16 protein-coding genes and 2 pseudogenes are annotated in these 24,737 nt (G+C 38.6%); 4 read left to right on the forward strand and 14 right to left on the reverse strand.

The features are described from left to right. Together PMEL_RS11980 and PMEL_RS11985 are read right to left on the reverse strand one after the other, a co-directional pair. Window positions 1-975, reverse strand: coding sequence for a transporter (locus PMEL_RS11980; RefSeq protein WP_120175484.1), 975 nt, complete (start codon window positions 973-975; stop codon window positions 1-3). 250 nt (window positions 976-1,225) lie between these two features. Continuing rightward, complete coding sequence (locus PMEL_RS11985; RefSeq protein ID WP_120175566.1) at window positions 1,226-2,068, reverse strand: hypothetical protein; 843 nt, start codon at window positions 2,066-2,068, stop codon at window positions 1,226-1,228. Window positions 2,069-2,352: 284 nt separating this feature from the next. On the opposite strand from PMEL_RS11985, the gene PMEL_RS11990 reads away from it, so the two are divergent. Then, window positions 2,353-2,901, forward strand: a complete 549-nt coding sequence (locus PMEL_RS11990; protein ID WP_120175485.1) for a glutathione peroxidase — start codon at window positions 2,353-2,355, stop codon at window positions 2,899-2,901. A gap of 325 nt (window positions 2,902-3,226) precedes the next feature. Here the strand turns inward: PMEL_RS11990 and PMEL_RS11995 are convergent, their stop codons facing one another. Beyond that, window positions 3,227-4,669 (reverse strand): sodium:solute symporter, encoded by a 1,443-nt coding sequence (locus PMEL_RS11995; RefSeq protein ID WP_120175486.1) that lies wholly within the window; start codon window positions 4,667-4,669, stop codon window positions 3,227-3,229. A 164-nt stretch (window positions 4,670-4,833) separates the two neighbouring features. Between PMEL_RS11995 and PMEL_RS12000 the strand changes: the two are divergent. Beyond that, window positions 4,834-5,331: pseudogene (locus PMEL_RS12000) on the forward strand (TrpB-like pyridoxal-phosphate dependent enzyme); the annotation flags it as partial. A gap of 95 nt (window positions 5,332-5,426) precedes the next feature. On the opposite strand, the gene coaW reads toward PMEL_RS12000, so the two are convergent. After that, the gene (gene coaW / locus PMEL_RS12005) at window positions 5,427-6,257 is read right to left on the reverse strand and encodes a type II pantothenate kinase (RefSeq protein WP_120175487.1); all 831 of its coding nucleotides are present in this window, start codon (window positions 6,255-6,257) and stop codon (window positions 5,427-5,429) included. Window positions 6,258-6,610: 353 nt separating this feature from the next. On the opposite strand from coaW, the gene PMEL_RS12010 reads away from it, so the two are divergent. Both PMEL_RS12010 and PMEL_RS12015 read left to right on the forward strand, forming a co-directional pair. Next, window positions 6,611-6,889 (forward strand): HU family DNA-binding protein, encoded by a 279-nt coding sequence (locus tag PMEL_RS12010; protein ID WP_004359523.1) that lies wholly within the window; start codon window positions 6,611-6,613, stop codon window positions 6,887-6,889. Window positions 6,890-7,207: 318 nt separating this feature from the next. After that, the gene (locus PMEL_RS12015; protein ID WP_120175488.1) at window positions 7,208-8,779 is read left to right on the forward strand and encodes a ribonuclease E/G; all 1,572 of its coding nucleotides are present in this window, start codon (window positions 7,208-7,210) and stop codon (window positions 8,777-8,779) included. 460 nt (window positions 8,780-9,239) lie between these two features. Here PMEL_RS12015 and PMEL_RS12020 read toward each other — a convergent pair. From PMEL_RS12020 to PMEL_RS12065, 10 genes and pseudogenes are all read right to left on the reverse strand, one after another. Then, a pseudogene (locus tag PMEL_RS12020) lies at window positions 9,240-11,405 on the reverse strand (alpha-amylase family glycosyl hydrolase). Window positions 11,406-11,497: 92 nt separating this feature from the next. Next, window positions 11,498-12,382: an ACP S-malonyltransferase gene (fabD, locus tag PMEL_RS12025; RefSeq protein ID WP_120175489.1), complete on the reverse strand. Its 885-nt coding sequence runs from the start codon at window positions 12,380-12,382 to the stop codon at window positions 11,498-11,500. Window positions 12,383-12,510: 128 nt separating this feature from the next. Next, a complete protein-coding gene (locus PMEL_RS12030) occupies window positions 12,511-13,695 on the reverse strand; it encodes a PD-(D/E)XK nuclease family protein (RefSeq protein ID WP_120175490.1) in 1,185 nt (394 codons plus the stop codon). 461 nt (window positions 13,696-14,156) lie between these two features. Then, window positions 14,157-15,845, reverse strand: coding sequence for a DUF4153 domain-containing protein (locus PMEL_RS12035; protein WP_172586796.1), 1,689 nt, complete (start codon window positions 15,843-15,845; stop codon window positions 14,157-14,159). 90 nt (window positions 15,846-15,935) lie between these two features. Next, the gene (crcB, locus tag PMEL_RS12040) at window positions 15,936-16,319 is read right to left on the reverse strand and encodes a fluoride efflux transporter CrcB (protein WP_120175492.1); all 384 of its coding nucleotides are present in this window, start codon (window positions 16,317-16,319) and stop codon (window positions 15,936-15,938) included. A 31-nt stretch (window positions 16,320-16,350) separates the two neighbouring features. After that, the gene (locus PMEL_RS12045) at window positions 16,351-19,152 is read right to left on the reverse strand and encodes a DUF5686 family protein (protein ID WP_120175493.1); all 2,802 of its coding nucleotides are present in this window, start codon (window positions 19,150-19,152) and stop codon (window positions 16,351-16,353) included. A 115-nt stretch (window positions 19,153-19,267) separates the two neighbouring features. Beyond that, window positions 19,268-20,575, reverse strand: a complete 1,308-nt coding sequence (locus tag PMEL_RS12050) for an inositol-3-phosphate synthase (protein WP_120175494.1) — start codon at window positions 20,573-20,575, stop codon at window positions 19,268-19,270. A 29-nt stretch (window positions 20,576-20,604) separates the two neighbouring features. Then, on the reverse strand, window positions 20,605-21,399 hold the full coding sequence (locus PMEL_RS12055; protein WP_120175495.1) for an HAD family hydrolase: 795 nt from the start codon (window positions 21,397-21,399) through the stop codon (window positions 20,605-20,607). A gap of 121 nt (window positions 21,400-21,520) precedes the next feature. Then, on the reverse strand, window positions 21,521-22,564 hold the full coding sequence (locus PMEL_RS12060; protein WP_231999435.1) for a CDP-alcohol phosphatidyltransferase family protein: 1,044 nt from the start codon (window positions 22,562-22,564) through the stop codon (window positions 21,521-21,523). 52 nt (window positions 22,565-22,616) lie between these two features. After that, a complete protein-coding gene (locus PMEL_RS12065; protein WP_120175496.1) occupies window positions 22,617-24,245 on the reverse strand; it encodes an NDP-sugar synthase in 1,629 nt (542 codons plus the stop codon). Window positions 24,246-24,737 lie beyond the last annotated feature (492 nt).

The following is a 24,737-nucleotide window of genomic DNA, read 5'->3' on the forward strand; positions in this document are numbered from 1 at the left end:
CTATTTATTTTTGCGTTTAATGGCGTGGTCATGCCACCATATCTCTACGCTGTTAATAATATTCTGCCACAAGATGTAGCAGCCTGGCCCCACTGTCGACAGTGGATTCAGATAAGTATGGGCTATCCAAATAGCAAATGCAGTATTCTTCTGCCCTAAAGCTTGTCCCGCATTAATCGTACTGCGGAAGAAATGACCAATATATCTACCAATAGCAAATTGTATCAAGCAAAGCACTAAGGCCAAAATTGCTATCAACAAGAGGAAGCTTACAGCTACCTCTGCATGCACGATATTCTTTACTGTTGTACCTGAAACGATGAGTAATGAACATCCCCAAAGATAAAAACTGAGGTTATTCACACTGATTACCCACTGATAGAACCTACATAAAGCGTGCCAATGTTTTGTTATATATGCCAAAAGCATTGGAACTACCAGTACCAGACACACCTTATAAAGAATCGCAATGAAAGCATCCCAGAAGGTTATACCTGCTCCAGACTCTATTAAAGGGAAGCAGACTGGTATCAACAATGCACAGAGAAAGTTGGAGAGAAACGTGTAAGTTGTCATTTCTTCAAGGTTTCCACCTAACTTCTGTGTAACTACTGCTGCTGCAGAGGCACAAGGACAAATAATACTGACAAGGAGTGCTTCAAGTAGTATAAGCGACTCACCCGTGATATGAAAAGTCAGAATTGCCCCAATAACAACCGCAACCATCAACACTTGAGAGAAAGCAATCCAAAGATGCCAACCAACAGGAATAAGCTTACGGAAGTCTACCTTACAGAAGGTAACATATAAGACGAGGAACATAAACAATGGAAGAGCTGCGTCAAGGATAGGAGCAAAAAAGTTTGCTGCGCCATCCAAGGCTGGAATAAAGGCAAAAACAAGGTATAAAAGGCTACCTGTGCCTATTGACACTGGCAGTGTCCACTCTCTTATAAATTGAATGATTCTCCTCATCTTTTATCATCAAATCAATCTAATTCTCTCCCCTCTCAGAGAGAAAAGAGGTTGCAAAGTTACGAAAAAAAGACTGAAAATCAACAATATAATTCAAAAAACGTAAAAATGATTAAGACAAATTCAGTGTTTACAATAATAAAATAAAGCCATTAAACGACAAAAGATAAAGACAAAAATCCCACCAACTTCTCAGTTGGTGGGACCCATTCAAGTATATATGAAGCTATAGAAAAGCGATTAGCTTTTATTATCTCTTGCGTAGACCATTTACTGCTCCAACGCTATTCTTAGCATAGTCATTCTCCTTAGCTGAACCGAAAGAAGCCTTGCTTGAAGCTCTTGTCAACGCATTTTGAGCCTTTGCATTTGCTGGTCTCTGACGAGCAAGATTGAAACTCATAACATCTGTTGTGTTTGTACTACGTGCCGTACCAAAGAATGTATCATAACCCTTTGCCTGCTCATACCCTAAGTGGAAACCTTCATTAGTAGATTTCATATCAAGACGGAAGATTGTTCCACTATTAGTGTACTTGATGTAGATGTCTCCATTATTATCGATATTCCAAGAGAATGCAAGTGTTTGTGTGTTACCTTGTGCATCAGTATCTACCTCAACACCATTTCCCTGAAGAGAATTAGCAGACGAATTGTACTGGAAGAACTTCATATTAGCGTGGAAAGAATTACGCATACGCTGTTTCGTATTATCATCCGTATACTCAATAGTCATACTTCCAGCCCACTCACCAGTCAATGTCTGTGCCTCCTCAACAAGGCGGCTAACCTGTGTATTCTGCTCCTGACGATAGTTATTATCCCAGTTATAATATCTATTACTTCCAACAGCATCCATAAAAGCATAGAACTCAGAGGTTGTTGCTTCTGGATAATTATAATAGAGCCAGTTATAAGCTGTATAATAACTTGATCCATCTGGATACTGATATAGATAATTACGTACGGCAGATGTTACCAAATTATTATAGTAATAATCATCTCCATCATAAAAATCATTATCACAGCTTGTCAATGCCAATGGACTCGCAACTATTGCAAGTGCCAAAAATAATTTAGTGATTCGTTTCATATTCATATCCAATTAAATTCTTATTCTTTCTTTGTTTACTGATGCAAAAATAGTGAAATTATAAGATGATAATCGAGTAAATACACTATTTGAAGGTAGGGAAATCCCTATTAAAGAAAAAACACCCACAAATAATCAACCCAACAGAAAGAATTCCAATAATCTATTACGAATTAAAGCGAATCCTAAAAAACTACTAAACAATGAAGGCATTAACAAATAAAATTCGTACATTTGCAACACACAAATAAGTAAACTATATAAAGAGAAGATAAGAAACAGAAATGAGAACAGTTTATGAATTCTCTGTCAAAGACAGAAAAGGTAAGGCATTTTCACTGAAAGAGTTTTCTAATGAGGTGCTGCTGATTGTAAACACAGCTACTAAATGTGGCTTCACACCAACTTATGAGGAGTTGGAGGCACTCTATGAGAAGTACCATGCACAAGGATTTGAAGTACTTGACTTCCCTTGCAACCAGTTTGGACAGCAGGCACCAGGTACAGACGAAAGTATCCATGAGTTCTGCAAACTTACATACGGCACAAAATTCCCACGCTTTAAGAAGGTAAAGGTTAACGGCGAAGACGCTGATCCTCTCTTCAAGTTCCTCAAGGAGCAGAAGGGCTTTGCTGGTTGGGACGAGTCACACGAGCTCTATCCTATCCTCGATAAGATGCTTTCTGAGGCTGATCCTAACTATAAGGAGAGTGCGGAGATTAAGTGGAACTTCACCAAATTCCTTATTAATAAGAAGGGACAGGTTGTTGCTCGCTTTGAGCCAACAGAGAAGATTGAGAATATCGCAAAGCAGATTGAGGAGTTATTGTAGGATAAAGACTTACAATTAGTTCATTCCTAATAAGGATAAAAGCTATTTGTAAGATTACATATAACAAAACGATAAAAGGCAAAGAGCTTAGTACTCTCTGCCTTTTATCGTTTATCGTACTCATTGCTGTCCACTAAACAAGAAACAACTAACGTCGTATTTTGGAATTACTTGTAGTAGATATGTTATTTCCTAATGTCTGTTTGCCTTTCCTATCGTAAGATTTTGCAAGGTAATTAGTACTCCGCACCAATGGTGCTTACCAACAACACAATGCGTGCTGGGCAACAACACATAAGTTAAACACGCAAAGTAAGTGTTAAGCTTACTTCATTTCGGAATCCAAGCCCTGCTTTCTTGCAGGAAGAAAGAAGCATGCTGCGAACGTTATTAGTCCGTTCAACATCAACAACTCATAGCCGAACTTATAACCAGTAGTCTTCGAAACGATTGTATCTAAAGCAAAACAAAGAAGTGGACTGGCTACTGCTATATATGGAGTTAACCTATCATTTACTGCTCGCTTGGTACATAAGCCAAAAGCAAAGAGTCCTAAAAGTGGTCCGTATGTATAAGAAGCTATTGTGTAAATGGCGTCTATCAGACTTGTAGAATTGACATAACGGAAGATAAGAATAAACAGAATAAACACTACCGACATACCAACGTGTGCCTGCTTACGCAACTTTTCATCTTTTGGACGATTACAAATGTCCACACAATAAGTTGTTGTTAAGGCTGTTAAGGCAGAGTCTGCACTGGAGAAACACGCCGCAACAATTCCAATCGTAAAGAGAATAACAACCAATGTTCCTAATTGTCCACCTGCAACAGCCTGTAACATAAGATTATCTGGCACATCAGGTAAAGCTTGCCCTATACTATTAAAGTACATCATCAACAACACCCCAAGAGAGAGAAAGAGTAAGTTAGCTGGTACAAAGGCAAAACCATAGGTACACATATCCTTCTGTGCCTCTCGCAAAGTCTTACAAGTAAGATTCTTTTGCATCATATCTTGGTCCAGTCCTGTCATAACAATAACAATAAAAATACCGCTAAGGAACTGTTTCCAAAAGTTCTGTTTTGATACCCAATCATCAAATACAAAAATACGAGAATGACTGTCATTGGCTATCGCATGCGCTGCTTCAGGAAGCGACATTCCCAATGCCTCGACAACCTTATATATAATCAGAATAAGCGCAAGAAGCATACAAAGGGTCTGAAAAGTGTCTGTCAACACCAGTGTACGAATTCCTCCCCGACGCGTATAAAGCCAAATGAGTGCCACAAGAGCCACAACAGTAATAGGAAAAGGTATGCCGTATGCATCTAAAACAAACCGTTGAAGTATCATACAAACAACATAGAAGCGCACTGCAGCACCTGTCATCTTAGACAATAGGAAGAAAGAAGCACCCGTCTTATAGCTATGATTGCCTAAACGTGTTTGTAGATAAGAGTAGATAGTCGTCAACTTAAGACGATAATAAACAGGAAGTAGCAGAAACGCCACTGCAAAATAACCAAGGATAAAACCTAAACAAGTCTGCATATAGGTCATATCGCTCAACATTACCATACCCGGAACGCTGACGAAGGTGACACCAGAAATACTGGCACCAATCATTCCAAAGGCAACAAGATACCAAGGCGACTGTCCGTTTGCACGGAAAAAAGCTTCGTTATCTGCTTTATGTCCTGTTATTCTACTTATCAACAATAAGACGCAAAAATATGTAAGAATAGTAGCGATTATTATCATAATGGCAGCAAAATTACTAAAAAATATAATCATTCCATGCATTTAGAAAATCTTATTTTGTAACTTTGTGAAACATCATCTTTCAAATAACAGTTATCCATTGTATAATTAAGTAATAGTATGGCACAACAGAAAAGATTTATACTTGACGAGAAAGATAGAAGACAGAGTTCATTGCAGCAGAGCCAAACAGCTGTCCAAAGCTGACACATGGTAAGTTTGAATATGCTTTCGGTGATGAGGCTGGATATACTCCATTGTTGCCAATGTACACACTTGGACATGATTTCAATCCAGCAAACATCCATGCAGGTGGTCTGCGCCACCATGGTGCAGGTGTTATCGTAAGCCAATTGCTCAAAGACGGCTATATGTACGGAATGGATATACCACAGTTAGAAAGCTTCGAGGTAGGTATCCTCTTCTCTCATACAGAAGGAATTATCCCTGCACCAAAGAGCTGTCATGCCATAGCAGCTGCCATTCGAGAAGCAAAGAAGGAAAAGGAAACTGGAAAAGAAGATGTTATCCTATTCTGTCTCTCAGGATATGGGCTCATTGATATGACGGCATACGACACTTATATCAATGGTGATTTGAGGAACTATACGCTCACTGACGAAGACATAGAAAAGAACCTTGGCACTGTTCCAAAAATATAAGAACAAGAGGTAACACGCTATTATAAAGTACAATAAAGTAACAGGCACTTTGTAGACAATGCTACAAAGTGCCTATATTCATTTATAGATAGAGATTATATATTCTCGATGTTATCTGCTTGTAATGCAGCACCTATGGCTGTACAATACTCTGAATTCTTCGGAATAATAAAGCGAACGTCATAAATCTTCTCCATTACAGGGAAGAGAAGTTCGCATTGTGGCAATAAACTAAGGTTTCCAATGAGTACAAAGTCACGAATATCGCTATTCAAAGAGCTCAAGATAGTTGCCGAACCAATCGACTGTAACACCAGACCTATCAAGCCTAAGGCAATATCCTCACGGCTTGCATTAGCCTGTGCATTGGCAAAGAGAGATGCTGTTGCATCCATTGGTAAGCCTGGGAGTGGACTAGTTGAAATATCCTTAATCTGCAGGTTGATACGAGAAATATCCCCCTTATTGGCTAAAGCAATAATCTCATTGATATTATCCGTCTGCAAAAGCAAACGAGAAAGACCACTCAACGTACCGCCACCAATACCAATACCGCCGATATGACGAACCTCATTGCCATTGCAAAGAACAAGTGATGTACCCGTACCCATCGAAACAACGATCATACGTTGCAACTTCGACTCAAACTGAGCACCTAAGCCATCAGCCAAAAACTCATCTGCCTTAGCTGTTGGAAGCCCATAAACAGGCTTGTCAATATAGTGAGCACCTACGCCCGTAAGCATAACACGCTCAACCTCAGACAGATCTATTCTATTGTCATATAGATATTTTCCAAAAGCGCCATACAAGGATGTTACTGGATCAGTAGCCTTGATACGCAAAGGTTTAATAACCTTTCCCTCTCTGATTCCAACAATCTTAGTTGTTGAAATACCCACATCTATACCGATGGAAATCTTCATACACCTTATATAATTATACAGAAGTCTTGCAAAATCTACTTTCTAAGAGCTAATGAATTAACCAAGATTTACCAGAGTTTACGCTAATCAACCACGCATAAAGATTCGTCTCTACACAAGTATTAATAACAGTTCAACCCCTAATAATATCGTCTAATCCAACACTCCAGATAAGCATGAAATACAACTTATAATGTCGCAAAGGTACGAAAAACCTTAAAGTTTAGAGCATATACTGAGATATTTTACAAAAAAGACACAAAATTATTTCTCTATTAAGCTGAAAATGAGTATCTTTGCATTCCGTTATAACGAGAGATTAGAAATAAACATAAATAAAGAACAAAATCAAAATGACGAAAGCAGATATCATCAATGAGATAGCAACGTCTACTGGCATTGCCAAGAAGGACGTTTCAGCTGTGGTTGAGTCTTTTATGGAAACTATCAAAGACAGTTTGTTGGAGAAGAAAGAAAATGTATACCTTCGTGGCTTCGGTAGCTTTATCGTTAAGCACCGTGCGGAAAAGACAGCTCGTAACATCTCAAAAAACACGACTATCACTATCCCAGCTCACGATTTCCCAAGCTTCAAGCCTGCAAAGACTTTCATCGAGGATATGAAGAAATAAATTAAACATAAATACAATAACAATTTAAAACAATTTAAAGCTATGCCAAACGGAAAGAAGAAAAAGGGACACAAGATGGCTACGCACAAGCGTAAAAAGAGATTAAGAAAGAACAGACATAAGAGCAAGTAAGCCCCAAGGCTGAAAGACTTATAACTGACTTTCAAAAATATGGCGGGGCGTGTCATCGCAATATACTTCTCTTCCCTGGAAGTGCGACGGCAGGTTCCGCATTTTTATTTTACCTATATGTATCTTTTAGCATAGTTCATGATAACTTATATAATTGCTAAAAGGTAGGTATAACAAACGAAGAAGATGACAAGCGAAGTAATTATTGATGCCCAACCGAAAGAGATTTCGATAGCGCTGCTCGAAGACAAGCGTCTGGTTGAATACCAGCGTGAGCCAAGAGAAGCCAGTTTCTCGGTTGGAAACATCTACGTGGCAAAGGTTAAGAAACTGATGCCAGGGCTTAACGCCTGCTTTGTAGATGTAGGTTATGAGCGTGACGCCTTTCTTCATTATCTTGACTTAGGGAGCCAATTCAACTCCTATGCGAAGTATCTGAAACAGGTTCAGAGTGACCGCAAGAAACTTTATCCCATTCAGAAAGCCACTCGCCTACCCGACTTGCAAAAGGACGGAACTGTTCAAAACACATTGCAGGTAGGACAAGAGGTGATGGTACAGATTGTTAAAGAACCCATTTCCACCAAAGGACCTCGCCTTACAGGCGAAATATCATTCGCTGGCAGATTCCTGGTGCTTATACCATTCGGGCATAAAGTTAGCGTATCATCTAAAATCAAAAGCGGAGAAGAACGTGCACGTCTCAAGCAACTCATACAGAGTATTACGCCAAAGAATTTCGGTGTAATTGTCCGTACTGTAGCTGAAGGTAAACGCGTTGCCGAGCTTGATGCTGAGATGAAAGTCCTATTGAGCCGATGGAATGAAGCAATCACAAAACTGCAAAAGACACAGGAACGTCCTCAACTTGTTTTTGAGGAGACTGGACGTGCTGTTGCTATGCTGCGTGACCTCTTCAATCCAACCTACGAAAACATCTACGTCAACGACGACGAGATTTGCACTGCCGTTCGACACTATGTCTCTCTAATAGCCCCTGAAAAGGCGGGCATCGTGAAGAAGTACACTGGTAAGGTGCCAATCTTCGACAACTTTGACGTTACGAAGCAAATTAAATCCAGCTTCGGCAAGACCATCAATTATGGTCATGGCTGCTACCTCATCATTGAACACACTGAGGCAATGCACGTTGTGGATGTGAATAGTGGAAACAGAACAAAAGAAAAAGCACAGGAACAGAATGCTCTTGACACCAACCTTGGTGCTGCCGATGAGTTAGCTCGCCAGCTTCGACTGCGTGATATGGGTGGAATCATTGTCGTTGACTTCATCGACATGAATCTTGCTGAAGACCGCCAGATGCTGTACGAGCGTATGTGTAAGAATATGCAGAAGGACCGTGCACGTCACAACATCCTTCCACTTAGCAAGTTCGGACTTATGCAGATTACTCGCCAGCGTGTACGCCCAGTGATGGACGTAGATGTAGATGAGAACTGCCCTACTTGTTTCGGTAGTGGCAAGATTCGTTCAAGCATCCTCTTTACTGATCAGTTGGAGCGTAAGATTGACCGATTGGTTAATAAGGTTGGAGTAAAGAAATTCTATTTGCACGTTCATCCATACGTTGCAGCTTACATTAACAAGGGTTTTATTTCCATGAAACGTAAGTGGCAAATGAAGTATGGTTGGGGTGTGAATATCATTCCTTCACAAAAACTTGCCTATTTGCAGTATGAGTTCTATGACGCAAAACAGCAGTTCATTGATATGAAGGAACAGAACGACAATTCCTGAACAAACTACTAAGTCGTTAGATAAAACGAAAGGTTTACAACATTAGAAATCCGCCACCTATTATATATAAGGTGGCGGATTTCTTTTTTTCTCTACTTTTCATATTTCATAAAAACATAGACTTCAAACCTAAGAGAAAGTCAATTTGTCAACAATTTTCCTCTCTTCGATTTTTATTAAGGCTTAATTACACTCGAATTAACGCTCAATTGACTTCTAAAAGATGCCCTTTTGAGGTCTTACTAACGCCCTTTTGAAGCCTAACTAAGCACCTTTAACAAACCAACTTTGTAACTATCTAATAACAAAAGAGTTACAAAGGAACGTAAAACTGTGTTTTTAAGCACCATTAAGAGGATTAAAGGACAAAAAATGTTAAGTATTTTCATAACTGTAAAACGCCCTCACTTGTCATCATTCAAACAAGTGAGGGCGTTGTTTTTATTGATAGAGAAATGAATTAAGCAGAAATTACCTTAAAGCGAATGCGAAAAGTGCGCTTTTGCTCGTCCCAATTAGTCCCTAACATTTCAAAACGACCAATCTGAGCCGTTGAACGAACGTGCTTGCCAATACAAAGACAAACGTCAAAATCACCAATACGAACCAGACGCAACATCTCTGAAGCATCCTCTGGGAGTTTATCAATCGAAACACCCTCAGGGATGTTATTGCGGTCAACCATTTCGAATGTTACTGGAAGGTCTTCAGCAATCAGACGATTCATCTCAACCTCTATCGCCTTTTCCTCTTTACGATCAGGCTTATGATCAAGGATGAAAGTCATCTTGCTCTTCTTCCGTTCGATGTGAGCATTGTTGCTGCGCTCTGTGCCAAACATACGAATCATCACCTGATTCAGCAAGTGTTCTGCTGTATGAGCAGGAGGAAACTCCTCTTTATTGTGTGAATTTAAAACGTAGTCCATGGTCTTCTACTTTATATTAAACTTGTAAATTCTACCATAGTTCGCCTCTATATCTAATGCTACTTGACCATCGCACTTCAACTCTACAACCTTTGTAAAACCTGAAAGCAAGTCAGTCATCTCAACTGTCTTCTCTGGAATACCGAGGAAGTCGAATGCATGAGTAGGGATAGTGACATTGATTTGTACCCGTTCTTGATCGAAGTTAGCAACAACCAATAACACTTCATCATCTGCCTTACGTAAGAAAGCAAACTGTTTATGAGGATTAAACTGGTGACTCTGATGATTGACATACATTAAATCAAAGGTCAGTCCCTCACGTACAGCTTTCTCGCGATTGCAGAAACGGAGAATTCCTTGATAAACAAGCGAAAGCTTCTTTTCGTCAGTAGTCAAAGCTTTACGATTGAAGAAACCTTTATAGATAGCGTCACTCGTCCAGTAATCAAAGATTGTTGAACGACCGTCCTGACCTGAAAATCCTTCCTTATCCATACCTTTTTCGCCAAACTCCTGTCCTGCATAAACCATAACAGGATTCTGCTGAAGAAGAGCAGAGACAATCATACCGGGAACTCCCTTCCAAGGATTACCTGCAAAGAAATCAGAAGCAATACGCTGCTCGTCATGATTCTCAAGGAAATAAAGCATGTGGTCGCGAATATCATCAACCTTTTGCCACTCATGCGTAATAGAAGAAGCAGGACGCTCGTCGCACATCACACCACGAATACAGTCGTACATTCCCACCTTATCATAGAGATAGTCGAAACCTGACTCAACATACATACGATATTGATTAGGATCATAGACCTCACCAATGAATATCATCTCAGGATAACGCTCCTTCACCTGCTGTGTTGCGTAAGCCCAAAACTCATGCGGAACCATCTCAGCCATGTCACAACGGAAGCCATCAACGCCCTTTGCTGCCCAGAAAAGAAGAATATCAGTCATCTTCTTCCATGTAGAAGGAAGAGGATGATAGTGATAACTTCTACCGCCTGCATCACAATAGTCTACACCATAATTTAGCTTTACAGTTTCATACCAATCGTTCTGCTGTGGATGAGCGTCGAAGCGGTCGTTACCAGTGCATTTTGCTGGGAACTCATAATAAGCCTCAGCATCATGAGCATAGACATTATCAACAACCCCAGAAAGGTTAAGCTGTTCGCCCGGACAGTAATAGAAATTGTTCTGAGCATCGAAATGCTTACCTGTATCATCATCTTCTCCAAGGTCTTCAACACCCTGTGGCTTAGCAATACTCTTGTATTGGCGAGCAACATGATTAGGCACAAAGTCAATGATAATCTTCATACCTTCAGCATGAGTGCGGGCAACAAGAGCCTCAAACTCTGCCATACGTGCATCTACATCTACCGCAATATCTGGGTCGATATCATAATAATCGGTAATAGCATAAGGCGAACCAGCACGTCCCTTTACAACACGAGAGTTCTGTGTAGGAATACCGAAGGATGAATAATCAGTACATGTAGCATGACGGATAACTCCTGTGTACCAAAGATGAGTGACACCGAGGTCATGGATTCGACGTAGCACCTCCTTGTCGAAGTCATTCATCTTTCCTGCTCCGTTCTCTGCTAAGGTACCATTCTCCTTCTTTGTAAGATTCTTATTACCGAAAGTACGGGTGAAGACTTGGTAGATAACTAATTTAGTTTTCATACATATAAAAGAAAGAAAGCCCCTCCTTCGTCCCTTCCCTAATTTAAGGAAGGGGACGGAAGAGGGGTTATTCGCTTAATAATAATGTAGGATTATACACCGTGTGCATTAACGGTCTTGTCGATGCGACCAAGCATACCCTGCAAAGCAGCACCAGGTCCGCACTCAACGAACTCTGTAGCACCATCAGCGATCATATTCTGTGCGCTCTTTGTCCAACGTACGCTTGATGTAAGCTGAGCGATGAGATTCTTCTGAATCTCTGCTGGATCAGTGTGTGGCAAAGCATCTACATTCTGATAAACAGGGCACTTTGGTGCATTGAATGTAGTTGCCTCAATAGCTGCCTGCAATTCGTCCTTAGCTGGCTGCATCAATGGAGAGTGGAAAGCACCACCCACCTTCAATGGCAATGCACGCTTAGCACCAGCTTCCTTCATCAACTCGCAAGCCTCATTGATACCCTCTGTTGAACCAGAGATAACCAACTGACCAGGGCAGTTAAAGTTAGCAGCAACGCAAACCTTACCATCCTTTGAAACTGATGCACAGATTTCCTCAACTTTCTCATCAGCCAAACCAATAATAGCTGCCATAGTACCCGGATTCTGCTCACAAGCCTTCTGCATAGCATTAGCACGCGCTGCAACAAGTTTCAAACCGTCTTCGAAACTCAGTGCACCAGCTGCTACAAGTGCAGAGAACTCACCCAAAGAGTGACCTGCTACCATATCAGGCTTGAACTCATCACCTAAGCAAAGAGCTGAAATAACGCTATGGAGGAATACTGCAGGCTGAGTAACCTTAGTTTCTTTCAACTGCTCGTCTGTACCAGCAAACATAATCTCGGTTATCTTGAAGCCAAGAATCTCGTCAGCCTTATCGAAAAGTTCCTTTGCTAATGGGTTGTTGTCATAGAGGTCCTTACCCATACCAACAAACTGAGATCCCTGTCCAGGGAATACAAATGCTTTCATATACTATTGAATTGTTTAATTATTAATATTCTACAGTGTGCAAAGGTACAGAAAAGAAAGGAGATAGAAAAGAAACTAAGTAAAAAACACTATCTGGGTTGCATCACACTCCCCTCTCATAAATATAATTAATTGGTATTCATCTTATCTTGTACTAACTTTATTAAAGCTACTAACTCTGCATAACCAAGTTCTATTGTAGTATATTTCCAACAATACCACCATATATTATCATCAGTTTTCCAGCCTTCTAACTCTCTTTCCTCCAATAAAGATTCACAATACTTCTTTACTTCTGGTATAAGCTGTTCACTTACATAATGTCTACCAAAACCAATATAAATATTCTTATTCTGAAGATTTTGTTCTATAAGCACTGCTATTTTGTACTTTTCACTATAAGGCAATATTATTCCTGTCTTGAGATAGTTATCATCATTACTATGGTGTAACAATTCAAGAGTATTAAACTCCACACCCAACTTAATACTCCATTCTTCAAATATTTTTTTATATGCCTCTATCATTAAAGCATCTATATAACCTGACAAGTTATCTATCGCACTCTTATTAGCTTTCAAAGCAAGAAGCTGTTCTTCTCCGTTTTTATCTTCAAGTTGTAAACTTGAGGTTATAAGATTCTTAATATTTGGATCCATCTTTTTGTATTTATAATTGTTTGTCAATTGTATTAAATAAGCTTTATACTGGTAAATACCAGAAGCCAAGTCTTCCTCCTTACGTGGTATCTCTTGATAATATTCATCTAACCAGTCTATTATATTCTCTTTATAAGAAATATCAACATATCGAGGCTCAGTAGAAAAAGTATCTTTAAAATCTCCCCAAGTCTGTTTAGATGCATGTTCATATTGCGTACGCGTAATGTAAATAACAAAAATCTTAGATAACGAATAACCAAGGCTATTACACTTTTCGATATACCTACTTAACTGTTTTGGTTGCTCTTTTGCTCCATGTATCTTATTCTCTATAATAATAGCATACTTATTATGTTCACAAATAAGACCATCAATTCTATACCTCTCAGATGTAATCTGAGGTGAAACCACACTTTCTTCATCAAAATCGAATCTCCTATCATATCTCCTTTTTAAGAAACTAATAAAAGAATGTAAAGTAGTTTTATCCCGAAGCAGGTTTACCAATATCCGACTATGAGCATTCTCATCTGCCCAAACTTCTTCCAATAAATTAAATTTATATGGAAGTTTATTTAATTTTTCACCTAACAACTTCGTTAGTATTAACAACTCTTTGTGACCTAATGGTCTAAACAAATTATTTGGCATCACGATATAATTCTTTTTATAATAGCAACTTTACACTTAAACACAAATCGGTCATTAGAACACAACATTCATCTATCTTACTTTCCATATTATTTCCTAACATCTTTTTTGTCGATCAGATTAGACTGTCTTATTCACTAATGAACGACATGAGCTTGAAAGTTGCTGTCACTACTATCAGCCTAACATATAACATAAACATCTTATAATGTGTATATTACAAGAAATGTTAAAAGTGACAGCAACTAAAAACAAAATCTATTTAGGTTCTAATGATTGATTTGGATTAAAATTTAAATAAATAACATTATAATTTACCCATACCAACGAACAGAAAGCCCCACTCAGAGAAATCGAATGCTTTCATATTCTATTGAATTGTTTAATTATTAATATTTTACAGTGTGCAAAGATACTGAAAAGAAAGGAAATCATGAAGAAATATTCTCTAAAATAGAACATTACTTCTTAAACAAGATTCCTCTTAAATCTACACTATGCTCATTCAAATCACCTTGAAGATTGGTCATGTAAAAGCAGATATTCTTACCATAGAATGTTATTGGAAGAGGATTGTCTGCTTTATCCATCTCATCCAATGTATTAATAGGAATAGAGATAACATCCTCTACCTTCTTATCATTCAGCATATAGTCCATCGTTATAAACATAGTATCATTCTTTGTTTCAAATGAAAAACGTTCTGAAGAATAATCATGTCCTACAATTCTATAAGAAGTATATCCCTTAGGAATTGTACAGAGTGAAGCAGAATATTTACAATCAATATCTACAAAGTGACTTTCTGTTTTAACCTCTGACCTATATAAAAATTCATATATAAAGACTCCCTTTCTATCAACAAGTCCATCTATAGCCAACGTATCAAATGTGCTTGATAAATAGTAAACTTTATCGGAAAGCTGCTCACCTTGAACTTCTCCTAAACTCTTTACCAGTTTTTTATACGTAGCACTATCCATTGGAAACTTCGTTACGCCATTTTCCATAGCGATCTGCTTAATATCACTTTGCAACTTATTACGTGTAAAAGTAAAGACATTATAAGGCAATACCGTGAGTATAAGTACCAATGCAGTAAATGAACCTACAATCCATGATAAGCGCTTCGCCTTTACCACGTAAAGCCCAATGCAAACAGCATAACACCAAAGGTTGAAAGCAAGTAAATATATACGTAACACAGATATTCCATAATCGTTAAAACGACGGATAATACCAATAGACATCAAAAACAATAAGGGTAATACGACTATAGGAAGATAGCGTAAAACAAGTTGATCGAAGCGCTTCTTCTCTGCTTGGAAATTAACAGGATAAAGTAGAAAGACAATGACGATTGTCAGAAACATCAGTGCAGTTACCAACCAACTGACCCAACCATTAGGCAATGTCCACGTTAGAACGATCTTAATAACATAAAGATACAAAGTTAAAAGGTAGACCAAATGAAGTGGTATCACCAAGAAATGTATGACACCATTCATAAACTTATTCTCCGTCCAATTACGAACAGCATATTTATCTTCTCCTGAAGGAGTTTGAAGCACAACTAACGAAGGTGCTAAGAAGAAGAAACAGAAGATAAGGAGATAGAGTACTTGCGTTTCCTCAACATGAAAATCGAACAGAAAAATAAATGACTGTATCAATAACTCCAGACCTAAAAACAAAATTAATGATACAATAAGAGACAAAAAGATATGCTTAACAAAACCTAAGACAAAATTGATTGCAGGTCTATCATCTTTCTGGCCAACAAAAGGAATAACCCAAAGAGCCAATACAATAGCAACACAACAAGCAACACAAGATGCCTTAAAAGAATTATTCAAGGGAAAATTATGCGAGAAGAAAACACAGATAGTCGTCCAAAGAATATTTGATAAAAGATTTATTATCAAACTTTTCCCTCTGGATTTATTCTCTGAATATAAGTGAACAACATAAGAGAAAACAGTTCCCGACAAAGGCCAAAAAATCATGAAAAACTCTATTCCTGACTCCAAGTTCTGTCGCTTATGGCTGAATATCCATAAATATACTGTTGCTATAATAATATAACAAAAGGTAAAAGGAAAACGTTTTAACGTCTTGACAATATGATCATATTTGTCTGCAAGACTCATTTTATTAAACAGCATCATGAGTATAATTCTCTAAATATAAGTTTCTTCTAACTTAATTATCAAATAAAAGAAATAAGGATAATGGTAGAATTAGTGAATAGACATAACAAGGTGGCGACCTGCTAATAAAGCAATAAAGCCTAATGCAAGGGAAACTATGATATAAAGGGAGGAAAGAATAAAACCATCCCCTCCCTTTAATAACGTTGCATGCTCATTCATAAAGGTTGAAAAGGTTGTAAAACCTCCACAAAAACCAGTAGTAAGCATAAGGCGAACAGCTGGACTAACTCCTCCATTATCACTGGATAATGAGGAAAAAACACCTATAAGGAAACATCCAAGTACATTTACAACCATTGTTCCCAAAGGAAATGAGCCAGCTACAGCCAACTGAACATACTTCGAAATAACCATTCGAAGACTGCCACCAACAAAACTTCCAATACCGACTAAGATAATATCCTTTATCATATCTAACGATGATTAGATTTACTCATAGGGATTAGAAAACCAGATTAAAACCAAATCTAATACCATTCTTTGATATTCCTGGAGCATTCGTATAAGTAAGTCGACGAACGTAATCAACCTCCAAACATTTGAAGATATTATGTACTCCGACAACAAACTCCATGTAAGGATCGCGCGTCATTACACGTGTGTCGACAGGGAACTTATACAATTCTGTATCATTAGCATTCTGTGGTAAGTATGGGTTGTTCTTATCTGTTAAATGTCCCCACATCCCTTTAAAGGCAACATACTCACGCCACTTCAGTTTCTTAATGAGTGGAAGACGGTTGAAAATCTTACCTTCTAAGTCCCACGCAAGATTAAACTGTGCATATCGGTCATTAAGGAATTCAAGTCCTTTCATAAGGTTGAACGTTCCTTGATGTTCAAAATAAGACGTGTTCACAGGAGGAGTGATAAGGAATTGGAATGGCACCTTATTCCATTGTGCACCACCTTGCACACGCGTATCAATGTGACCCCAGCTACCTAACCAGAAACGTTTATAAATAGAAACCTCAGTAAGATTACTATTAAAGTCACCTCCTAAGAAATGCTTAATACCCATTGTATGCTTAACATTGAACTCTGGTGCATCGAGATTTACAGTCATACGCTTTTGCTTTGAGTTCACATAAGACTGTCCAGGACGATAATTGAATCCAAGACTAACCTCACTCACACGCAGTTTGTCTACCAGTGTACCATCCATCTTCTCATATACAAGTTTACCAGTTGGTCTATTACTCTCTGTACGAAGTTCCAAACTTGTAGCCAAACCATAATCTGTCTCCCAATTAAAGTTTATCTTCTGACGATTAACAAAATACATCTGCTCAACCTTCACTGGGCGGAAAGTCATGAAGATATTATCCTTATTGTGTTTCAGATACTTATCTGATGGAGACTCTACGTCACTTGTTGATTCGAACGAAATAGTACGTACAGGGAATTCTATTGGCTGATACTCTGGCTTATTGAATGAGTAAGTAACCTTAGCATCGTAATAACTGCGGTGTGACTTCGTACCATAAGCATAGTAACCCTCAAAGAACCAATGAGGATTAAGCTTAGCTGTCGTACGAGCAGAGGCACGCAAGCGAATACCATCAATAAAGTTCTTTGAGATGAAAGTATTGACAGGGCCGATATCAAACTTACTTGGCTTATCTTCAGAACCTGTTTCAATAAAGTTCTCTATCAATGCCTTGGATGCAAAAATCACCCATTTGAAATGCTTAGTATTTGCCATTCGCTTGATAAACGAGTCCATCCCAGCCTCACTCTTCGTCAATTGCGTTGTTCTGTGTGCTGCCCAAAACTCATTATCACGCATCTTAGCATTGGTATCGTATATAATCTTTGCTTTACCCTTAAACTGTTTATCCTCAATAGGAGCAAAGCCATAGTTTGTCATACCAGTCGTACGAATGACAATAGCACGTTGTAAGAGGTCTGTTAGCTTTAACTCAGCAATCATATTGTCTGTTGTCAAAGCCCACTCTCCATTGCTTAACTTCGTGAATTCCTGCTGAAACTTCATAGCATCAACAAAGTTAACACCTGTATTAGCAGGCAACTGCATATCACACTTCTTCACATGAAGCGAACTATCATTCAATACATACAACTCACCACGGAATCCAAAGTCCTGCTGGTTGGCTGGCATAAACTGCAAACGAATACACTGATCCTGATTTACATAGACCGTATCGTCTATATAAAAATGATAAAATGAAATAGCTGTAGAACCGATTGGAGAAGGAAAACGTTTCTGAAGGAGGTCAATATGGTCATCATAAAGATTGATATCCTTAAAGAGGTCCTTCACAATTGTATTCAAAGCTTCACCCGTTTGTATAAGTTTTGAAATACCCTTAGTAGACTGTCCCAACACAATATCCTTCTCATCACGTGGACTCTTACGATAAAGATGCTGCGTAAGCGTTTCATCTACAGAGATTGGAAGAATGAGTTTGTTATTATAAGGACAAGTCTCCACTTGGTCAAGAAGCCAAGGAGCCTTCTTAAACATAGAGCCTTCAAGTTCATCAGGTGTAAGGTTATTAATAGCCATTGTCACCTTCTGATACTTATCATACTGATAGTAATCATGGTTCTCCAAATGGGTTTGTTTCTTCGCAGCAATAACACGCCGCATCAACTCTACTGCTGGATTATCCTTACGAGAATACTTATGACGTCGCTTAGCCTTCACAACAATCCCTTGAAGTTGCTTAGAGTCTGCAATAAGGGTCACCTTCAATTCTCTTGAAGTATGTGCAGTAATCTTGATATGACGTGGCTTATAACCTACAGCAGTAATAGTAAGCTGTTCACCCACCTTTCGAGCTATAGAAAAATGCCCATCAGCATCACTCGATGCACCTAACTTTAAATTCCGATAGAGCGCATTCGCATAAGGAATACTATCTCCCGTCTGCCAGTCAACCACGTAACATTGGAGCAAAGTACTATCTATCACTGCTGGCTTAGCAGCTATCTTAGCTAAAGAATCCATCATTTGAAGCAATGAGTCAGTAGCTATCACCATCGAATCAGTTGCTGTTAACAAAGAATCTTTACCTAACAACAAAGAGTCAATACGTACTACATGAGGCTTCGAATTAAAGTACAATGCCTTAAAAGAATATGCTTGCGCAGTAAATGACACAAGTAAAAAGAGAAGAGAGATAATCACTCTATTCTTTATCACTTGTAGCTCCTCTTTTGCCTTATCAAAGACAAAAGATATATGTTTATCTTTATTGAGTCTGGGTAATCTGTTCATATCTTACTTTAGTTTTAGGACAATGCAGAACAGCCCACTATAGCTATTCTGCACCCAAGAGTTGTCACATCCATAAAAGATGTTCGAAAGACTTCTATACGGTTTGAGAAGCTTACTAATCGATTTCTTCATCTGCTTCATATCCCCCCATTTCTCGGATAGCATTCTTCAGCATGGTATACTGTTCAAAGAGGTTATTGACAGCTTCCTCACCACGGGTAAAATCGTGCATTGGACTCTTAAGGAAGATACTCAAGAAACGCTGAATACCATAACGACCAGCCCTCGCAGCAAGATCAGAGAGCAATGTAAGATCAAGAAGCAATGGTGCAGCAAGGATTGAGTCACGGCAAAGGAAATTAATCTTTATCTGCATTGGGTAACCCATCCAGCCAAAGATATCAATATTATCCCATCCCTCCTTATCGTCATTACGAGGTGGATAATAATTGATACGCACTTTATGATAGATATTACCATAAAGATCGGGCTGTTCATCAGCTCTACAAATTGTTTCAAGTGTTGACAACTTACTTACTTCCTTTGTGTGAAAATTAGCTGGTTCATCAAGAACCAAGCCGTCACGATTACCCAAGATGTTCGTTGAGAACCACCCTGCAAGACCAAGGTTACGTGTCTTAATGATAGGAGCAAAGCCCGACTTAACCAATGTCTGACCAGTCTTAAAGTCCTTACCTGCAATAGGCATACGTGTCTTCTCAGCCAACTCCCACATAGCAGGTATATCAACCGTTGTATTAGGAGCACCCATAATAAACGGACAACCTTTTGTCAATGCCGCGTATGCATAACACATTGATGGAGCAATATGCTCTCTGTCATCTGCCTTCATAGCCGATTCCAATTGCTCAAGTGTCTTATGACATGCCTCGTCGTATGGTACATAAATCTCGGTAGAAGCAGCCCAGATAACAACTACACGTTCACAGCCATGCTCTTTCTTAAAGTTCTGAATGTCTTTCTGCAATTCAAGCACCATATCCCAGCGTGTCTTGCAGTCTTTAACATTGTCACCATCCAGTCGCTTAGCATAGTTTCGGTCAAAAGCAGCTTTCAGAGGCTTGATAGCCATCAGTTCCTCACGTACAGGTTCAATATCCTTTGCCTTCAACACTTCAGCATATACTGCAGCCTGATAAGCATTCTGAGGATACACATCCCATGTACCAAAGACAATATCGTCTAAGTTTGCCAATGGAACAATATCTTTGTAATGAAGATATTTCTTATCTGCTCCACGTCCTACACGGATTTTATCATATTGAGTCATAGCTCCGATAGGCTTCGTAAGACCCTTGCGTGTCATTAACACTCCAGTCATGAAGGTCGTAGCAACTGCGCCGCAACCAACGACCATTATTCCTAATCTGCCTTCTGCAGGCTTTACGTTTGTTTGCTTCATGATTAATACTGCAATATTTAATTAACGCATTAAAGTGGCGTATATTGTCTTAATATAGATTGTAGTTCAACTAAATTCTTAATAACATAATCTGCCACACACGTTGTTGGCTCTTCCGACGTCCACCCTTCACCTTTTAACCAAATTGTATGGCAACCTATTTCACGAGCTGGAAGTATATCTTTGGTATAGCTATCGCCAATCACAACAACGTTTTCAGGCCTCACTTCCATAGATTTCACAGCTAAATTAAATATCTGCGAATCAGGCTTTCGAACACCAACAACAGCACTTTCCGTTACTGTTTCAAAATAAGAAGATAAATCAAACTCCTCAAGAACAACCGTCATATTCCCATAGAAGTTTGTTACCAAGCCTAATCTATGGTTCTTCTTTAAGTCAGATAGGACTCGCCTACTCTCTGACATAATGGTTTTTACCTTCTCATAAATATCGTTCAACAGAACTCTTTGCATCTGTTCAGCCTCAACCTTATCTACTGATAACCAGCCACGACTAAGTAAGTATTCAAACTCTATTCTTAACTTATTCGTTAACATCGAGAGGAATGTGTCATGTGACTGTATAATAGGCAGCTTTCCTAAGGTACGCTCTGCATGTACATAGGCTTCACGAAACTGCTCCTCGGTCACAGGAATTTCATTCCTTTTGTATGCATACCATAGAAACTTACCCCAATGACAACCCGCAGTATCAAGTGTACCACCAAAGTCAAAGAGAAGAATTAATCTTCCCTCCTCACTACACTGAGAAGCGTGTATTGTTTCTGCTTTTAAAGATATATCGTTTAACTCTTTGTTCATTCTAAAATAGTTTAAGCTACATTAGATTGTAATAGACTGTTATTCAACACTAAAAGATAAGCATTAAAAGTATTTCATCAACATATATTCAACCCTAATTATAGTCTAAAAAACATATTATTTACTCCTTTGGCATGAGGCTTTTACATAAATCTTCGTGCCGCTTATGCATATAGATGTACAACAAACTATATAAACTAATCTCAAACACAAAGTATATCCACGGACAATTCAATAAGCAAGTGACGTAAATAAGAATAGCACGACTATTGAAAGACAAGAAGTTTGTAAAAGGCATCAGCGGTTTGCTACCTGCCAAGAAACGTTCTTTGAGCTCCTGTGGCACCTTATCTATTCCTCCGTACTTCTCTATCAATGCTGCATGAAACTTCTGAAAAGCAGGGGTTCTACGCTCCTGACTTCTACAATAACGTTGATAATTACTATGAAAAGCACGATCCCAAAAGACACCCTTCTTTCCCTTCAAATCTTCAACAATAGCGTGTTCGCGTTCGTATGAGTCAAGTTCTGAACCTTCTTTACCCTTCAAGAAATAAAGATGAATCTGTCGATAATAGTCACTTAACGAACTTTGGGGGGAGTGACATAACAAACTTGCAACAGCTGCCAAACCTAATCCCCAAAAGCCCCACACCTCTGATGTGCCGGGCATTGGCTGATACCACAGTCGTAAGACAATAGCAAGATAGATTGAGAAGAACCATACATCGCCTGCAAAACCATCTAAACAGCGACCTTTCATAGATTGTTGACGAGTAAGCCGTGCCAACTGTCCGTCTGTTGAATCACAAAAGTTTGCTAACATCAAGAGAATAATTCCTATGATATTATGCAAGGTATCTGTAAAATAAAACATTACACCCGCACCAATTCCAAGGAAGATAGAGAGAATAGTAATCGTATTAGGCGTAACACCTAAGCGATACCAGAACAAGGCAAATGCTAAACCGATAGGCCGAGTAAAATAAATATCAAGCCATTCTTCCGTATCCATAGACTTGAAAGAGGCACGAAGAAGACTAAAAAATCCCATCTTACCATCTTGTCCTTCTCCCAAATATGGCGAAGAGGGCTGAGCTGCAAAATGAGCATTGTCCTTTGTTTGCTGAGCAGTTGCTCTATTATTTTGTTCTTCTTTTGTCATTGTATTCTGATTATTTATAAACGAGTCAAGTTGAGGAATAATTGACTATCTATCAACTACAACTATTCATATCGTCCTTACACTTCTCGTTTAAAGAGGTTTTATGAGAAATCTCAACCTTCTGTTTCATCCGTCTAACGATAGCCTTTGCCGCTTCTTCCCTACATCTTGAGAAACTGGGAAAGTCATTAAAATCAATGATAACATAACTGCCGTCTTCCCGTACTATCGCGTCACCACCATAAATAGGCGTCTGTAGTAAACAAGCTAACTTCTCCGCATCAGTTTGCAAGTTAGAAGATGAAAATGGATAATATTGTGGTTTACCATTCCTTTCTTCATCACCAAACTTTGTTTCTGTATCATCACTGGAATAATAATAACGGAAAAAGCCAGTATCTTCAACACCATAGAACTTCACTACGTCACCTTTCACATGTGCTTGTATCACGATGTTTATGATACCACGCTGCATAAAAGCTGATTTCACATTTTCTACTTCTGTCCAATCTTGACAGAAACAGACATCTTTTTTACTTTGTGCCGATGCATCAGCGCGCTTTACCCAATAACCATCATTACCTTCATCAGGTGGAAATGGGAGATGGTTTTCACGCATCACCTTATCTACATTACTCCTTTGACCAGCCCAAACGCCAGCCGATGGGTTAAGAACTTGTATGCCACTCTGCTCCAACTGCCCAAGACACTCTAAAGCCTTTGTGCTGCGAGCCATAGAAATAATTTGGCTATTGACATTTACAAAATCTACTGATTCAGATGAAACAGACCGATTATAAGTATTAAAACTATTGACAAAATCATCTTCACTTATTATCGTGGCATCCTCTAAAAGACTACCAACCTCTTGCAATACAGCTAAGTCTTTCTCCTCAGAGTTAGGTGAATAGCATAATGCACGTTGTATCAATAAGGTTTTCCCTTTATAATAAGGAGATAAGTTCTTTACCCCTTCATCAGCCTTTCTTATATCTTCTATATGGTCGATATCAAACACCTTTGTCAGTGGATAAGCTTCTATTCGCAAACTTGCTGCAACCAATGCACGCTGAAAATTACGCATCCTGCATTCACCTTTTTCTATACAAGTTTCAAGAATATCAAGCGAAGGAGCTGTCAACCCATATATACCTGCAGAAATAAAACGAGAATCTACTTGTGCATCATCGTAATAGCCATTAATGCGCATGACATTGTCAACACCAACATAAAGTGGTTTTTCATCATCAATATAATCTGTAACACCCATCAAAGCGGCTGTCCCATGTGCTATCTTATCTTGAAAGGATAAGACGTAATCATGAAACTCACTTTCATCAAAGATAGTATCAACAGTTGTTAGGATAAAAGGCTCATCACGAAGAAAGTCGCGCAATTCATAAAAACTATGCATTGAACTCGGCGTTGACTTTACGACAAAACGCAACGGGATGGGCAAACCATTCAAACCTTTGTCTTGTATCATCTTCAAATGACTTGCCACATCAAACATCTGCTCATTACAGATAACAACAATCTCCGTGGCATTATTTTCCATGAAAATCCTTATTAATCTGTCTATGAGCCGTTCTCCCCTTACCTTCACCAATGGTTTGGGTTCGGTGACACCTTCTTGAGCCAGTCGTGAACCATCGCCAGCTGCAATAATTGCGAATTTCATCTCTGCAAAGATACATAATTCTAAGGAGATAAGCCCCTTTCTCGGTAACGTTTTTCTACTTAAATATACCCCAAAAGAAACTTTTATAATACTTTTATCGACTTACAAGCTTTAATACTTAACTAACCCCTCTGAAAGTGACAGAAGACAAATAAGATAAATAAAATAATAACAGCCTCATTGGAGTACATAAGAGCACAAAGAAATTTTATTACAAAAACAAGGAGAAAAAGAAACATAATAACAGCCTAAATCAGTATTTTCAACTACTATTGTAACCAAAAGACTATCAAACAATTACAAGACCATAAAGTAAAAGATGCTTAATTGGACTTCAAAAGGGCGTTAGTTAGACCTCAAAAGAGCATCTTTTACAAGTCAATTGGGCGTCTTTTCGAAGCCTAAAAGGCACATATTACTTTTCAATAGTTAGAAAATTTATTACATTTAGTGAAACACATAGTTCTCATAAAAGCAAATATGATAATCGAG

It is taken from the genome of Prevotella melaninogenica (assembly GCF_003609775.1).
Taxonomy (GTDB): Bacteria; Bacteroidota; Bacteroidia; order Bacteroidales; family Bacteroidaceae; genus Prevotella; species Prevotella melaninogenica_A.